General features: G+C 39.4%; 14 protein-coding genes. All 14 read right to left on the bottom strand.

Annotated elements, in window-relative coordinates:
- Nucleotides 1–275: 275 nt before the first annotated feature.
- The 14 genes from ACYQ1I_RS08260 to ACYQ1I_RS08195 all read right to left on the bottom strand — a co-directional run bounded on the left by ACYQ1I_RS08260 (nucleotide 276) and on the right by ACYQ1I_RS08195 (nucleotide 16,554).
- The gene (locus ACYQ1I_RS08260; protein ID WP_459764193.1) at nucleotides 276–512 is read right to left on the bottom strand and encodes a hypothetical protein; all 237 of its coding nucleotides are present in this window, start codon (nucleotides 510–512) and stop codon (nucleotides 276–278) included.
- A 158-nt stretch (nucleotides 513–670) separates the two neighbouring features.
- The gene (locus ACYQ1I_RS08255; RefSeq protein WP_459764191.1) at nucleotides 671–1,102 is read right to left on the bottom strand and encodes a ferritin-like domain-containing protein; all 432 of its coding nucleotides are present in this window, start codon (nucleotides 1,100–1,102) and stop codon (nucleotides 671–673) included.
- A gap of 1 nt (nucleotide 1,103) precedes the next feature.
- Nucleotides 1,104–1,541 carry a hypothetical protein gene (locus ACYQ1I_RS08250; protein ID WP_459764190.1) on the bottom strand — a complete coding sequence of 146 codons (438 nt, stop codon included), beginning with the start codon at nucleotides 1,539–1,541 and terminating at the stop codon, nucleotides 1,104–1,106.
- 178 nt (nucleotides 1,542–1,719) lie between these two features.
- Entirely contained in the window at nucleotides 1,720–2,892 is a 1,173-nt protein-coding gene (locus ACYQ1I_RS08245; protein ID WP_459764188.1) for an S-layer homology domain-containing protein, read from the bottom strand.
- A 212-nt stretch (nucleotides 2,893–3,104) separates the two neighbouring features.
- The gene (locus ACYQ1I_RS08240) at nucleotides 3,105–3,959 is read right to left on the bottom strand and encodes an HDOD domain-containing protein (protein WP_459764186.1); all 855 of its coding nucleotides are present in this window, start codon (nucleotides 3,957–3,959) and stop codon (nucleotides 3,105–3,107) included.
- 116 nt (nucleotides 3,960–4,075) lie between these two features.
- Entirely contained in the window at nucleotides 4,076–4,273 is a 198-nt protein-coding gene (locus tag ACYQ1I_RS08235; RefSeq protein ID WP_459764184.1) for a YjfB family protein, read from the bottom strand.
- A 201-nt stretch (nucleotides 4,274–4,474) separates the two neighbouring features.
- Nucleotides 4,475–4,843, bottom strand: coding sequence for a DUF8042 domain-containing protein (locus ACYQ1I_RS08230; protein WP_459764183.1), 369 nt, complete (start codon nucleotides 4,841–4,843; stop codon nucleotides 4,475–4,477).
- Nucleotides 4,844–4,870: 27 nt separating this feature from the next.
- A complete protein-coding gene (locus tag ACYQ1I_RS08225) occupies nucleotides 4,871–5,944 on the bottom strand; it encodes a Gfo/Idh/MocA family protein (RefSeq protein WP_459764181.1) in 1,074 nt (357 codons plus the stop codon).
- Between the two features lie 13 nt (nucleotides 5,945–5,957).
- Complete coding sequence (locus ACYQ1I_RS08220; protein ID WP_459764179.1) at nucleotides 5,958–7,283, bottom strand: nucleotide sugar dehydrogenase; 1,326 nt, start codon at nucleotides 7,281–7,283, stop codon at nucleotides 5,958–5,960.
- A gap of 12 nt (nucleotides 7,284–7,295) precedes the next feature.
- On the bottom strand, nucleotides 7,296–7,874 hold the full coding sequence (locus ACYQ1I_RS08215; protein ID WP_459764177.1) for an acyltransferase: 579 nt from the start codon (nucleotides 7,872–7,874) through the stop codon (nucleotides 7,296–7,298).
- A gap of 2 nt (nucleotides 7,875–7,876) precedes the next feature.
- The gene (locus tag ACYQ1I_RS08210) at nucleotides 7,877–9,067 is read right to left on the bottom strand and encodes a DegT/DnrJ/EryC1/StrS family aminotransferase (protein ID WP_459764175.1); all 1,191 of its coding nucleotides are present in this window, start codon (nucleotides 9,065–9,067) and stop codon (nucleotides 7,877–7,879) included.
- Nucleotides 9,068–9,092: 25 nt separating this feature from the next.
- Nucleotides 9,093–10,931 (bottom strand): asparagine synthase-related protein, encoded by a 1,839-nt coding sequence (locus tag ACYQ1I_RS08205; protein WP_459764173.1) that lies wholly within the window; start codon nucleotides 10,929–10,931, stop codon nucleotides 9,093–9,095.
- 10 nt (nucleotides 10,932–10,941) lie between these two features.
- On the bottom strand, nucleotides 10,942–14,031 hold the full coding sequence (locus ACYQ1I_RS08200) for a glycosyltransferase (RefSeq protein WP_459764171.1): 3,090 nt from the start codon (nucleotides 14,029–14,031) through the stop codon (nucleotides 10,942–10,944).
- 57 nt (nucleotides 14,032–14,088) lie between these two features.
- On the bottom strand, nucleotides 14,089–16,554 hold the full coding sequence (locus ACYQ1I_RS08195; protein ID WP_459764169.1) for a glycosyltransferase: 2,466 nt from the start codon (nucleotides 16,552–16,554) through the stop codon (nucleotides 14,089–14,091).
- Between the last annotated feature and the right edge of the window lie 40 nt (nucleotides 16,555–16,594).

Genomic DNA, 16,594 nt, shown 5'->3' with positions numbered 1-16,594 from the left:
TTTCCAGCCTATACCAGAATTGCACACGTGAACAAGTTCTTTTAAAAAAATACCTATCCCATAGATCACAATTCAAGTTTTAGCTTGCACACGTGAACATTTTAAATTAAAAAGAATATTGCTTGATATGTATGAAAACGTTAACATTTAAATTATAATATGACTTTTTTATTGGCACAAGCCCTTTTGCAAAAAAATATTGAATTTTTAAAATTTATTTTTTGAACAGCATCAAGGCCACCAATGTTAATTTGATGGCCCTATCAATCTTTTTTCTATTCATCTTTCTCCTGTATCACGTCGATTTTTCCATCCTTTACATATTTTAAAATTAGCTTCACGTCAACCCCTGTTGCCTCTGATACCTCTAAAACGCTGGCCCCGTAGTGATCATACACATATCTGACCACCTTTTGATAGGGCCCCTCCTCATTACTTAAACAACGAGGACATATTTTTGAGTCAGTACCTTTGAATAATCTACCGCAGACCGTACAATTAAAAAGCGCCATCCTTTACTGTTCTCCCTTCAAATATAATGGGGTATCTAATCTAATTATGTAATGTTATTTTTATTGTACTAGCTTGGAGTGAAGGAGACAATCAGATTTGTAAATCTTTCCGCAGTTTTTTGTTTAAAAAAGGAGCGTACTTTAATTACGCTCCCATCTTATTTTTCTGCATATCTATGTAAAATCCCCTCCAGCATACGAGCGTGTCTGGCCTCGTCCTTGGCTGATTCATTAAAATAATCCCTGGCGGAATAAAGCCCCAGTTCTTCTGCCATTTGGGCAGCCTCACGCTTGCCTTGATTGGCAAAGGTTTCTCCCTCCAACATCTCCTTAATATTTTCAAACAGATCTACCTGGATCATACCGTTTAATTCTGCAAAGTGGGCAGCATGCTCGGCTTCCTCCCAGGCAATGGTTTTTAATACCTCTGCAATTTCAGGGTAGCCCTCTCTTTGGGCTAATCTTGCCATTGCCAAATATAGGCCCGCTTCACTGGTTTCACCCTTGAAATTTTGACTGACGATCCGCTCCAGCTTCGTATCCTTTGTTTCTCCGATAATTGCTTCAATTGTTAATTCCCTCTTTTTCATTTTAGTTCCTCCCAGCTTGTTTAAATTGTTGAAACACCCTTTGGGCGATCTCCTTGTTCTTCTTTTCCAGCTCGCTGATATAAACCAGATTACTGCCCTTATATTCAAGGGAATCACCAATAAGGGCCACCTCAAGGGAGCTTCTGATGATATTAATGATACAATCCTCGTCATGATATACTCTGCAATTTCGACATTGATTTAAAGTAAAGGCGATGGCCCTAATTATTTCTTCCTCGTCGAATAGCTTGGAATCCTCATAGGGAATGTCCTCCATTCCGCCGTCTAAAAATTCTTCTTGGCTCTTTAATGCCGTTACCAAGGCCTGCTTGCAATACCCCACCAAACAGGCCTCATTTTCACAGGAACCACACTGCGTTTCTGTCAGACAGCAGGCACCCACAGCTTCTATTAATCCATTGTAATTAATAGCTTCCATTTAAACACGCTACCTTCCTTCAATATTGATATTTTCCTGACAAGATGACCCATGGTACTAGATACCCTTGTTTTTGACTAATAAGCAGGATTTTTGGTTTATGTTGTATATTTAATGACTTTAAAGCCCGCTTATTTAACAGTCTAGGAAACCGGGCTTCAAAGTCATTTTCAATTTATTAAAGAATATTTTCTAAGATTTCATACATCCACTTGCATAATTCTCCTCGAGTAATATATTCCTTAGGGCGGAATAATTCTCTATCTGCAATTACCTCTTCATCAAGGAAATAGACGATTGCCTCCAGGGCCCTTCGTCTGACACCCTCCAAATCTCCAAAGGGTATGGCATCCCTTGGTATTTCTACAATATTGGGGGCAACATCATCCGGCAATCCATTATAAAGCATAATCAACGCCTCTTCACGGGTGACATATTCCTTGGGATTTATATATCCATACTCATCTGTGGTGACAATCCCATTATCGAAGGCCGTTGCAAAATAATCCCTTGCCCAGCCTACAATTTTTTGATAATCTACTGCGGCAAATTCCTGGCTTATCAGCTCCAAATCGAAGCCATCCACCAGGATTTTTGTCATCTGCTCCCTTGTAACAGGATCATCGGGTAAAAATAAATCGTTGCCGACACCACTGACAATCCCTTTTTCAAATAGTTCTTCTATGTATTCTCGCTTGGGATGATCCACCAGATCAATAAAAAGTACAGGTTTTTCAGCAAAATGATGGATTTCAGGGGTAGGAATCACGAGATCACCCCCTGGCAGTCCACTGGCCGGCAGATGGCTGGCATCAATGGAGGTAACAGGCTGCTGATATTTATCACGAATCAATTGAAAAATTTCCTCTTGAAAGGCCTTTTCACCGGAAACATTGGGATTATTCCTTGCCACCCAGCCATTGTATCCCCATAGGGCAAAGTACCAATGTTCCAATATGTTTGGGTCCATGTTTCCAATTTTGGGATAGGTTGTTCCTGAAGCATACCACCGGCCCAGCAGTATATCTGCTCCGGCCTCTATATTGTATTTGATATCGTATTTTAATTTCTCCTGATCAAAGTGTTTATGTATACTATTAATTTGCATAATTCCTGTGTTGCCTCTGGAAACAAAGGGGGCACCGCTGCTGGTAAACTGTTGATATTGGCTTTCCTTCCAGGCCAAGGCCTTTAAGATTACAGCGGGTATATTTTTTTCCTCCGCTACCTCTTCTATAATCCTTTCTATTTCCTCATAACTTAGATCGGTTGAACCAAAACTGATTAAGGTCTGCATGACAACAGATAATATTAAAGTGAATATAATTATCGCTATTTTCCCTTTCTTCATTAGAATCCTCCCACTATCATTATTTCTTGAACCGCCTGAAAGAACGATTCAAGATTTTGAAGGTGTTTTGACTTTTCCTGTTATTTCTACGTTTCATTATACCTTACTCCTTTGGCCCATGCAAGAATGAACCGGGTAACCCTAATACATAAAAAAACAGCCCCTACGTACATAGCTTTACGTTAGGAGCTGGATTTTTCGGTATAATCAAATTAATAATGGAAGGAATCTTCATCCACCAGAAAATCTGAAGCCTCAGCCATATATTGCTGAAGATCCAACTCATCTAGTTTTAACAGCTCCAGTGCGTGGGGTGAAAAGCGATAGGCCAGACCATCTATGCCCAAACCCATCCCCATCATCATGATCATAGCATCTGACACATGGACAATGGCAGTCATTTTTTCATTCACCTTCGCCCTATCGGGGGTATGATGATAGGCAATGGCCTCTACCAATTCCTCTGGAAGATTCCACTTTTCAGCAATTTTAGCCCCCACTTCTGCATGGTTAAAGCCTAAGATCATTTCCTCAGCCTCTAAAAAGGTTATGCCTCTGGTTTCAACCTCGTTGATCACCTGCTGATACTGTTCTGTAATATAATAGTTTAGGATGACCTTTCCAATATCCCGCAGCAACCCTGCCACATAGGCATTTTCAGCCTTACTGAACCTTAGCTTCTTGGCCAGGAACCTTGATATCATTGCACAGGCCTGGGACTGTCTTAAAAGGGCCTTACTTTCTAGGGCATAGCCTTCAAGCTCTTTATCTAAAATATTACTGACCGTTGCACTGAGGGCCATACTTCTAACAGTTTGAAAACCCAGCAATACAGTGGCTTGGGATATAGTACTGATGGTTCTGGGGTACCCATAATAGGCTGAATTGGCCAGCCTCAATATTTTGGTTGTCAGGCTTTGATCCTTCAACACTTCCCGCTCTATATCCTGCACGGTAGAGTTGGCATCATCGGTTAGCTGAATAATCCTGGTGATGGTATCGGGCAGCGTTGGTATGTCTTCCACACGGCTGATAATTTCCTGCAAAGTAATTTGCTTGGTAGCCATTGGTATGCTCCTTCCGTATATGTTTCCCCTAACTGTCTTCACTAAAACAGCTTTCTTCTATTATAAACAAAAGGTACTGCTCTTTATATAGTTACATTGGCCTATTAAACAGTCTGTTATAGGTAGATATCAATGCTTCCACCTAAGTGGGGATGAACAGACTGCTCCAGGGCCTTATTGGTGCTTTCCAAGGCCTTTATTAATTCAAGTCCCTGGCTTTGAGCTTGATCCATGGTCATTTTCAACACTGAGACAGCAGCCGCCTGCTTCACCTGGGCCATGCTTTGTATGGTAGATAGAGCTTCTATGTTCATAAAAATCACTCACCTTTCCTAGGCGTGTCTGAAAACCCACTCTAGGGCATCTTTCACCGCTTTTTTGTCCCACGCAGCGTTGCTTTTCCTTGACGTACTCCCTGGTATGCACCTTTCGGAGTATTCAGACACACCCTAATTAGTTGTTATATCAATTTTACCAGAAACATATTTTACCATCAAATTAAAGTGAATATTTTTCTATTGCAGTACCAAAGGCCCGATTACTTTTTGTAATTCCTGCTTCCATGCCTGACAGGTCGGAATGAGCTTTTTAGCTGGCCTTTCAGCTGCCATTTCCATTTGGTTACCCTCAATCAGAATGAGTATTTCCTTAATTTCCTTAAGCAGATTATAAATTAAATAATTGATACTATTGTCTGGCAGTTCCTCCTCTATAGGGCTTAGAGACTGGTCAATGGCCTCCAGGGCCTCAGCCACATCATGGAGTAGAATCTTGGCATCTTCAATCTTTTCTTCAGCCAATTTCAATTGTATATGTTCAATTCCTTCCTGCAGGGTGTCGCTTAATTCTAAAATTCGTGTCAGTACCTCTATGTATTTTTCCATTCTTTTTCATTCCTTCCTTCAAAGGCTTTAGTTTTCAATGGAGTAGGCCTTTAGAACGATCTCCAGGGCCTTTTTTCCCTCTTCCCCGTTTACCAGGGGCTCTTGGTCTTTACATATTGCCTCAATAAAGTCTTTATACAGTGGTGTGTGGCCGTTACCATATACACTATCTATTTCTGAGCTTTCGTCAGCTTCATCGTAATCTCTTTTATCGGCAAACTGCCAGGTTTTGATTTCGTTCACTGCCAGGCCCCCAATAACCACTGTTCCCCGCTCTCCAAATATGCTCAGGGTCTCTTCCAGGTTTTTAGGGTAAACGCAGGCACTGCCCTCTACAATTCCTATGGCTCGATTTTTAAATCGGATTAGTATGGCCCCGAAGTCTTCCATCTCTATATTTCTTAAAAAGGTATCCCGTTCTGCATGGATTCTCTCCACCTCTGACCCCATCATCCATTGCAGCAGGTCTATATTATGAATACACTGGTTCATCAGGGTACCTCCATCCAGGGCCCTGGTGCCACGCCAGGGGGCCTGACGATAATAATTGTCATCCCTCGTCCATAAAATTCTGGCGGTGCCGTTGATAATCCGGCCAAATCTTCCCTCTTCTATGGCCCTTCTCAGCTTTTGTATTGGCGGATTAAACCGATTTTGATGGGAGACACAGATTTTTTTATTTTTTTCCCTGGCCAGGGCAATCATTTTATCGGCATCCTCCAGGGAAAGGGCCATGGGCTTTTCCACCAGCACATGGGTGCCGGCCTCCAAGCAATCCAGGGCTATCCTGGCATGGTAGCCGCTTTCTGTGGCTATGGTTACGATATCAATCGTCTCTTTTTGAAGCATTTCTTGATAGTCACGGTACTGGGCTACTGTTTCCCGAGCAGCGGCAATTTCTTCAAGGGGTCCTTTTTGAATATCTCCTTCCTGCTCTTTCAACATCAGCTCTCCATATTGGGTGGCCCTTTGCTCCATCCTTTCGGGTACTAAGTCACACACTGCCACCAGCTCTGCTATTTCTCTATTATTGACAATCCCTTCAATATGCTTATATGAAATTCTTCCGCAGCCTATTAAAGCTATCCTTAGCCGTTTCACCGAAAAACCCCCTTTATAGCAGCTCGATATTGTCTCTGTTTAATACTCTTTTCATGGCATTTTTCGTATCAAATATGTAAGGGGCATTTTGCTGAACAAATTCATAATCAATCACCGTATGGGCCGTAGTAATCACCACTAAATCGACCCCTTGAAGCAATTCAGCCCTTAATTGATCCATTCCAGACTTCTCTTTGCCCTTATATTTATATTCCTTCACAAAGGGATCATAGAAGTCCACCTGGCACCCTTCTTTTTGAAAAATTTCAATGACCTTTAATGCTGGGCTTTCCCGATAATCATCTATATCTTGTTTATAGGCAACCCCCAGGATTAGTATTTTGGCTCCATTCAGGGGCTTTTTAAAGCGATTTAGAATTTTACTGGCCCTTTCCACCACATATTCGGGCATACTATCGTTAATAATGCCGGAGGTTTCGATGAGCTTTGTATGATACTGATATTCCCGAGCCTTCCAGCTTAAATAGTAGGGGTCCAGGGGAATACAATGGCCCCCCAGGCCTGGCCCGGGATAAAATGCCTGAAACCCATAGGGCTTTGTCTTGGCTGCCTCTATGACCTCCCATATGTTAATTCCCATCTTATTACAGATAATTGCCATTTCATTGATTAGGCCAATATTGATATTCCGGTAGGTATTTTCCAATATTTTTTCCATCTCTGCCACCTTTGGTGAGGAGGCTTCAAAAATATCACTGTCCAACACCCTGCGGTACATGGCGGCCGCCAGCTCTGTGGCATCCCTGCCCACTCCCCCTACTACCTTGGGGGTATTTTTCGTCTTGTAGATCAGGTTACCTGGGTCCACCCTTTCTGGGGAAAAGGCCAGAAAAAAGTCTTCTCCACATTTTAGGCCGGAGCCCCTTTCCAGGATGGGCATCAGCAGCTCCTCTGTGGTACCGGGATAGGTGGTACTTTCCAACACTACAATGGACCCCCGCTTTAAATATTTGGCAATCTCAATGGTAGAATCTCTTACATAGCTGATATCTGGCTGTTGATACTCGTCCAGGGGAGTGGGTACACAGATGGCTATAAAATCTGCTTCTCCCACCACAGAAAAATTCGTCGTAGCCGACAGCAGGCCCCGTTCCACGATATCGGTCAATTCTGCATCTACCACATCACCTATATAGTTGTGTCCCTTGTTTACCAGATTGACCTTTTCTTCCTGAACATCAAAGCCAATGGTTCGGTACCCGGCCTTGGCCTTTTCCACCGCCAGGGGTAGCCCCACATAACCCAGACCGATGACCGCCACCTTAGCAGTTCGATCTTCAATTTTATCCATTAACACCTGTTTTAGTCCTTTCTTCATTGGCCCATCACCTTATCCTTTCAACAATATATTATCATCAACCGAGTCATATACCTTATCGCAGGTGTTACACCGATAAGCCTTTTCCCACAATGTTAAGCGGTTTCCACAAATACAAACATAGCCAACCACTCTGGCGGGATTCCCAACTACCAAAGCAAAGTCAGGCACATTCTTGGTAACCACTGCCCCGGCACCAATAAAGGCATACTGACCAATTGAAATCCCACATACAATAGTGGCATTGGCTCCGATAGAGGCTCCCTTCCCTACAAGGGTTGTACGATACTCGTCCCGCCTAATAATAAAGCTTCTGGGATTAATAACATTGGTAAAAACACAAGAAGGCCCTAAAAAAACATCATCTTCACAAACAACCCCCGAATACACCGAAACATTATTCTGGATCTTCACACCATTTCCCAGACGAACTCCCGGGGAAATGACTACATTTTGTCCAATATTACAATTGTCACCAATCACCGAATCTCGCATAATATGAGAAAAGTGCCAAATTTTAGTCCCTTCTCCAATCTTACAGGGCTCGTCTATATAAGAAGACTCATGAACAAAAAAGTTTTTGCCAGCCATATTTAAAGGTTAAACCTCCTTATCATTTCCACAATATATTCCCTTTCATCCGTCGTCAGCTCTGGAAACATGGGAATGGCAAAGGTTCTTTTGGACAAATATTCGGCAGTAGGCAGGTCTCCCTCGGCATAGCCCAGGGAAAGATAAGCCTTTTGCAGATGCAGCGGTACGGGGTAATAAATGCCTGTAGCAATTCCCCTTTCCTTCAAATAGGCCACCAGGGCATCACGCCCTTCCGACTGTATAACATACATGTGATAAACATGCTCATTATCTGCTGCCTCTACGGGCCTGACCAGGTCCATCCCTTCCAGGGCATTATGATAAAAGGCTGCATGGTTCCTTCTGCTGCTATTCCAGGTATCCAGCAGCGGAAGCTTCACCCTTAAAATCGCCGCCTGAACCTCATCCAGCCTGGAATTATGACCAATTAAATAATTAAAGTATTTCAAAGGATTATATACCGTGTTATCGGTAGAAGAATCTACCTCAACCACTTCATCAATACCCTTTAACAGATTATATGCCCTTCGCCCGTTTTCCCCACTGCCATGGGCCCGAAGTCCCCGACAAATCACCGCCAGATCATCGTCATTGGTCACAATCATACCGCCATCACCGGCACAGCCAAGATTTTTCGTAGGAAAAAAAGAAAAGCAAGCAATATTCCCTAAAGAGCCCAGCATCTGACCCCGATATTTACCGCCCACTGCCTGGCAGGCATCCTCAATGACATAGAGGCCATGACGCCGGGCAATATCATTCACCTGGTCCATATCCACCGCCTGACCAAAGATGTGAACCGGCATAATGGCCTTTGTTTTAGCCGTAATCCTATCCTCAATTAGGTTAGGGTCGAGATTGAAGGTATCTGGTCTTACATCGACAAAAACAGGGGTTGCCCCCACAGCCGAAATACTTTCAGCTGTGGCAAAGAAGGTAAAGGGCGAAGTAATCACCTCGTCCCCTTCCCCAATCCCCAGGGATTTCAGGGCTATTACCAGGGCATCGGTACCATTCCCAACTGAAATAGCATGTTTAACCCCTATATATTGGGCAAACTCCTGTTCAAAGGAAAAAACCTCCTTGCCCATAATGTACTGGGCATTGGACAGCACCTCTAGCACCTTGGCTTCTAAGGCATTTTGAATTTGTTTATATTGAGCCTTAAGATTAATTAATGGTATGTTCATTGCTGATCACCTTCTGTCTAATTACTTAATCAATTTTTTGTAGGCCTGCTATAGCAGCTGTTAGTATTTCCTTTAGCTCATTAATAACCGCCGGATCTGCCTCTAAATGTTGATTTTGCTTGAGTAATTTTTGATAGCCATTCATCAATTTATTTGAATACTCGAAATCTAGCAGCTCTACCACCTCAATAGATCCTTCGATTAAACCCTTGTCGAAAATACCTATTTTTAATTGATTTTCAAACATTTTTATTGTTTCCATAAGATCTGTCATGATTCCATATAGATTCACTTTATGGACATATTTTTTTAACTCCCCAGTTTGATCAGGGATTGTTTCACTCAACCTGGTAACGACATCATCTGCTATAAAGGCATTGATATTATATGAATTTGCTGCCTTGGACTTTTCTTTATATTGTTCCAAAGAAATAATTCCATACCATGCCATTGGATGATTGTTATATGTTTGTTCAAGGGCCAGGTCCCTTTCAACATCAAAAATTCCCTTTAAATAGGTTTCTTTTAATGCATGGTCATATTTAAAGTACAAATTGCGATTGATGCGAAGGTTCCATGGAACCTGCTTCCAATATTGTAAAATCTCCTTGTCCCAGAATGGAGTACGCCATTGGAATCCCCAAAATTCATATACCCGGAGGGCATTATTGATAAAATTAGCCTGCCTGTATTGATAATCCCAAGCTTCGATGATGTCTGCCGCTACTTCTCTTCCGTAATTAGTTTTATATTGATGCTGGGAAGAAATCGACGTATTAATCTTATTAATAAAATAATCCCTTGATTTTTGATTAAAGCTGTTTAAATTCCATAACGAATAATGTACAGAAAATAGATACCTGATAATATATTCATGGGGAATTTGTTCATGATTTAAAAATTCCTTAGGAATATGGCTTCCTGCCACCATATCTCCGCTGTATCCTGGAATAAAAATACTATTTTCAGGTATTTTATTATTATGCTTTAATTCCAGTACAGCCGGCCAATCCTGAATGATCGGTATGGCTGCCCCGCTGGATGAATGCTCAAAATATGCTTTCATTTCAGGGGAGTGGTACCATTTATTCCATTTTTCATTACTATACTCAACAAATTCCCACTGGTAGCCCAATAAACGGGCTGTCGCCTCTGAAATTTTAGATTCATGATTTCCTTTAACACCATAGGTGAAGCAGATGACATTTTGATAGCCCAGTCTTTTCAAGGCCACTGCAATACACCTGGAATCGCAGCCTCCGCTGAGGGGTACGACAACCGTTTTGTTTTGAAGGGTTCCTATCATTCTTTTGAAGGCATTCATATAGCATTCATCAAGTCTTTGAAGCATGCTGCTTTCTTCTTCCTTAATAAAGCCGGAATGGTGAAACTGATAATGACTTTGAATTTGAAGCCTTCGGGTATTTTTGTCAAACACCAGAAATTGACCAGCCTCCAGCTTCTTAATTTGCTCATAAATTGTATCGTCTTTAGTAATAAAGCCCGTCATCTTCAGCTCATCTATTGCCAGTTGATCATAGGTTAATTGGCTGATCTTTGACTTAAGGATATCTAAACAATCACTAAGCAGGAGTTCTCCTTCCACAAGGCAGTAAAAAAGAGGAAAGCTCCTGATATGGTCTACACAAGCAATGATTTTATCCGCCATTTCAATAATAATCGAGTAGGCTCCATTTAAGTCCTTTAGTATTTTTTTAAGTTCTTCAATATGCTTGATATTCACCAAACTACTTTTTACCAAATTCAAGTTTTCAGAATACAACTCATTAGTAATATAACCTTTAAAATAAATATTCTCATACTGAGTCCAATCAAAGGGCCCATTACTTAAGTAAATGTTCATTGTATCCCCCTTAAAATAGTTCTTCTTTTAATATATTTGTAAATTTTGAAGCTCCCTTTTTATTTAAATGGGAAGTATCCCAAAAGTCTTGATCGGCAAATTCCCTTGAATCAAAATAGTCTAATACCTTAAAGCTATATTTCTGCTGAAACTCATTCATAATATTATAAAATTTATTTTTTTGATATTGATTTGCAAATTGCCTATGATAATACTTACTTGTAGGCAAAATGACAATGACCGGTTCTATGTTATGTTCCTTTAACAATTTCAGATATTGGTCAAAGAGGATTTTATTTTCTTTAACTGTATCGGGATAATTCATTTGTGCCTGTTTCATTGCAATAGCTTCTTCTTCCTTTATGCTTTCTTTATTTAAAACAGTATTTAACTTGTAATGATGGTAATTGATATAATCTTCTTCATAATTATTTTTTTTATAAAGACTATGGCATAATCTTAAATGCAGAATATTATCATAACGATTGGTTTTTCCCAATTCATAGTAATATCGATGGATACGACTATTTTGAAGGATTGAAGATAAATCATAATCAAAGGCATAATAGGAAATACATATGCACAATTTTTTAATGTGGTTTTTCACTGAATCATAGGACAATAAATACTTTGTCAAATGATAATCATAATACAGATCTTGAGAAGACAATGCAAAATTAAAGGCGCTGTATGGAAATTCTTCTGCATTAATGCCTACCTCTGCATAGGATAAACCCGTAATTAGAAATTCTATCTTACTTTTTTTCAGAAACTCATTTAGCTTTGTTTCAAAGCCTTCAATAAAATAATGGTAAGGATAATTATGGAAATCATATATTTTATCCTTCTTAGTAACCATAGCCAAGTCGTCGATTATTTTTTGAGCCTTGTTTCTATCCTTTGATAATACAATAACATAATCGTGCTGTATTTTTTCTAGGGAATTCATACTAATTTCCTGGTAGGGTTGATTGGTTTTATATTCCTTCAATACTCCTTTTATATTACCAACATCCGTTAATAAACCCATTTCAAAGGGAGTAACCTCATCTCCCGCCAGAATAAAATTATATTTTAATGTCCTTTTAAATGGCCCTAAATGCAAATTACTATTATAAATTTGCTCCTGTATCTTATTGATATGAGCCGCCATTACCTTATTTTTATTGGTCTTTTCAGCCATCTTAAAAAAACGATATGATTCATAATACCGTTGCTGATTCAACAGATTCTGGCCTAAACCGAATAGTAATTTTTCATTGTTGCTGTCGTGCTCAAGATGCTGCTTCAATAATAGTTCTTCCTGACATAGACTTTCTTTGGCTGACATCAGTATTTTTTTATCTGCTTCCATTTGTTTTTTATATTGTTGTGATAGATTGCTGTATTCTTTCTTTAATTCTTCATCAAATATAGAAGCCAGTTTTTCCGTCAAGCCCTTACGTTCAAACTGTTGTACTTCATCGGTAAGTTTTAAGGTTGGCAACGCTCCTTCTTCCCACTTCCGATACATTTCAAATACGAATTTTTCCATTCCCTTTACGTCATGGTATTCTACGTTTCTTCCACGCTCAGTTTTTTTGATTAGTTTTTCCAGCACGCTTCCCTTGGGTGACAGGGATAATATCGGCTTTGACAGTCTTAAATATTCAAAAACCTTTCCGGTATATACGCTATACCACCTTGGGCCCTCACCCGTTATAATTAGCAGCAGGTGGCAACTACTGGCTTTAACGAGACTCTCTCGATGTGATAAGTATCCAATAAACCGAATATTATCTTCCAATCCCAATTTCTTAACATATTCTATGTATGTATCATCATTATCTGTGTGGGTGAAATAAATAATCAGCTTATCTTTTTGGATTTTTCCGGTTTTAATAAGATTACTGATACAATTAATAAAGGTGATGGGTGTTCGATTGCCATATAATAGACCATTGTGGATAATGGAAAATTTGCCTTCCTCTTGCCCCTCTGGGTGAATACCGTCAAAATCTGCTTCATCATATCCATTGGTTATAGAGGTTATTTTGCTTGACGGCACATTAAACAATTTTACATAGTTATCTCTCATAATTGGTGCAGCCACTACAACATGATCGGCATGACTTAAAAACTTATTTTCCAAATGATAATCTATTTTATATTGAATACTGCTACGATTATATTGTGCCATAGGGTTATTGGTCCACTCATCACGAAAATCTATGATCCAGGGCTTGTTGTATTTTTGCTTCAATAAATAGGCTACAGCATGGTCGGAATAGGGGCCCGATGTGGAATAGATCAAATCTATTTCGTTGAAATTGACATGCTGCTCGATGTTCTTTAAAACTTCCTTTCCCCACATGATATAGAAGTCCGGTATAAAAAGAATTTGCTCCAGTCGATCTGGGTTATTATTAAGTAAGTTAATATACTCATTGAGTAATGCCTTATCATCAAGCAAATCATCATAGAGTTTGATTAATTCCTGAACAGCACCATTATTAACCGAACTTGGTTCATCGAATCTAATTACTTCAATATCCTTATCAACCTCTTCACACAGGCTTTCATCCTTCAGGGGGTAATGGGTATGTCCTACGGTTACGACAATTGGCTCCCAGCCAAAGCTTCTAAGATATTTGATAAATTTCAGTGTTCTTTGCACACCTGAGCCCCCAACAGGAGGAAAAATATGAGCAATAACCAATACCTTTTTTCTTACGGCATGTTTTTGGATCACTTCCAATTGATTAAGCTCCTCAAGTTTGCTATGTAACATTTCTCTGGTTTGCGGATCTTGGCAAACCCCATGGGCCTGCCTGTAAAGCTTATAGGCCGTTATATTGTTCTGCCTGGCCTCATTGATATGGGCTAAGTTACACAGTAGATCTACATTATGATGATCCATTTTTAAGCCTGCTTCAATATGGTTTTCTGCCGCTTGATAATCTCCGTTTAAAATATTAATCACGGCTTTAAAGGAGAACATATCAATATCATCACCGGCCATTGCCTCGTATTTTTCAATAATCTGATTGGCCCTTTCATATAGACCCTTTTCAATTAAAATCGATATATTTTCTTTAATCTCTTTTTTTATTTGATCCAATGATTTCTCCAATTTATCACACCTTCATTTCCTTTGTTATTGAAGCGTTAAATAAAATTACTCCCTTATCAGAAGCTCAGATTCCAATAATACCGATTCCATGTCACCTTCAATAATAGAATTATACTCCTTTAATAACAGCCTGGCCTCATGTAAATTGTTATTATTGATTAACGCCTTTATTTTATCCTTGATCGATTCCTTATAATGCTCCAGCTCATCCTGTGGGTGCTTTTGGGAATCAGCTTGATTGTATTGATTATTTAAAGGATTTCCCTTAAGATCAGCGATTAGCTCCTTTAGCTGCTGCCGCTGCTGCTCTGAGCTGGTCGCTAAGATAGCCCCTTCATATAGGGTGATGGCCTCTTTGGTCTGGTTCATGGTTTGGCAGTAGAAGGCACCATTGCATAGCAAATCGAAATTATATAATTCCAATGATAATCCTTCCTTTATGGCTTCCTCTGCCTTAACCCAATTTTTCTTATGCATTTCAATCATCGATTTTATCGAATAAATTGCTATATCCTTCGGGTTGACGGCCTCATATTCCTTTAGTATTTCTTCGGCCGCTTCAATGCTTCCACTTACAATGTAATCGTTGATTGTTGATTTCAATTTTGCAGCGATGCTTAAAAATTCACTGTTGGTGTTCAATCTTTCATCTTTTTCTTTAATTAATAATTCAATCCCCCTGCTCAGCTCAGGTAACACCTTTAAGGCCTTTCTCAGGAGCCTTATCGCGTCGGATGGACTTTCCTCCCTTAGCATTAAATAATGATACATATGGGCAAAGAATACATCTTCATCGGTTTTAAGTCTGTTAAAACAACTTTGATCCTCGATTAGCTGCCGTTGATAGGTGGTGAATAAATCCTGTATACCTTCAAAAATAAAGCCTTTAAACACACCCAGGTAATGTTTGTCTACCAATAATTTATCTGTTAATAAGCACTTTCTGATTACCTTTCTTAACCTAAAATCTTTACAGCCATACAAGTCCTTACTATAGTCTAAAATCAATTGGAACAGTTCCCTTTGGCTATGCCGATTGGAATCAAAAATATACCGGAAAAATTCCGTTAGTTTCCTTTCACTGCAGCCCCGCAGCATTTCAACAATACTATCATTCATTTTAATTTGATACAATAAAATATCGCCATAATATGAAGGCAGCTCGTTAAAGCTCCATTTCCTTGTTTCATCTATTGCATCCTTTTCTTCAGGCCTTATACGAATTTTCATTAGCAAACCGTATTGACCGCTTTCGTCCTTAAAGAGCTCCCATATCTTTCTTCTCACCTCAGGCTCTTCTGCAAGCATGTATTTTTCCAGATCCGAAATAAAATCCTTTTTCTTGTCAGGTAATAACTCACTACTATAATAGTTCTTTAATTCTTCAAGTCTTTCAGTTTTAACACAGGCACCAATAAAGGCAATAGAGATTTTTCCCTTTAATACAGGGTCTTTAAGTAATTTAAATTGAGATAAGGCCATTTCATATTTTTTTTCATTGTAATAAAGAGTGCAGGTTTTGGCCATGACCCTTTCCAGGTACCCAGAAGTTAAGGAGGGCGTTGCAATGTCATTGTAGCCTATAAATTTTTCATAATTACTGGCCATATCAATAAATTTTTCGTAGTTTTCCAGGGCTTCATCAATTTTATTTAGCTTCTCAAGGGCTGCCCCAAGAAAATAATAGACATCTAAATAACCGTCCTGGGTCGAAATGGCTTTTTTCGCCAGTTTTACCGTTTCTTCATTTTTCCCATTGGAAAAAAGCATATTTAATAATTGCATATAAATATACATTCGATGCTTTAAATCCAATTTATTTTTTAAAGCAGTATCATAGGCCCTTTGAATGTATTTTAGTGCGGTAATATTGTCATGATACATTGAATAGGACTGGGATAACTGATATAGAATATAAACGTTTTCCGGGTCCTTTTCCAGCTCCTTTTCCAGAATGGGCACATTTCGCTTAAATTTTTTTTCCATTAATTGAGGATCATCAGAAATATAACCATAATGGCCCAATAGAGAGTTAATGTGATACATGGGCATTTTAAAATTGGGCTGCTCATGAACAGCACCACTGTATTGGAATCCTATTCTTTTGAAGAAGCGGACAATTGTACTGATATTGATGGTCTTTTTTCTAACATCCATGTAGTTTTTGATTTTAAGGGTTGCCGATTGATATTTTTTGTGCTTAGAACCCTTAAAAAAATCGATGATATCTCGGGTATCCTCCAACACCTCATCGCCATCCAGAACAAGAATCCATTCTCCCTTGGCATAGCTGATGGAAAGATTTCTCATGGCAGCAAAATCATCATTCCATTGATGAAAATACAGTTTATCAGTATAGTTTTTTGCAATTTCTGGGGTACGATCATCGGACCCGGTATCAAGGATAATCAATTCTGATGGAATGGAATTCCTTAGGGGCTCAAGACTTTTTAAGGATGCTTCTATATATTTTTCTTCGTTTTTTACCATCATGACAATGCTTAGTTTCATTATTTCGCCTCCTAAACAATTTTGGCTAATTTATAAAAGT

It is taken from the genome of Alkaliphilus crotonatoxidans (assembly GCF_054658015.1).
Note: the sequence above shows the minus strand (reverse complement) of the source record. Positions and strands in the feature narration are given on the sequence as shown.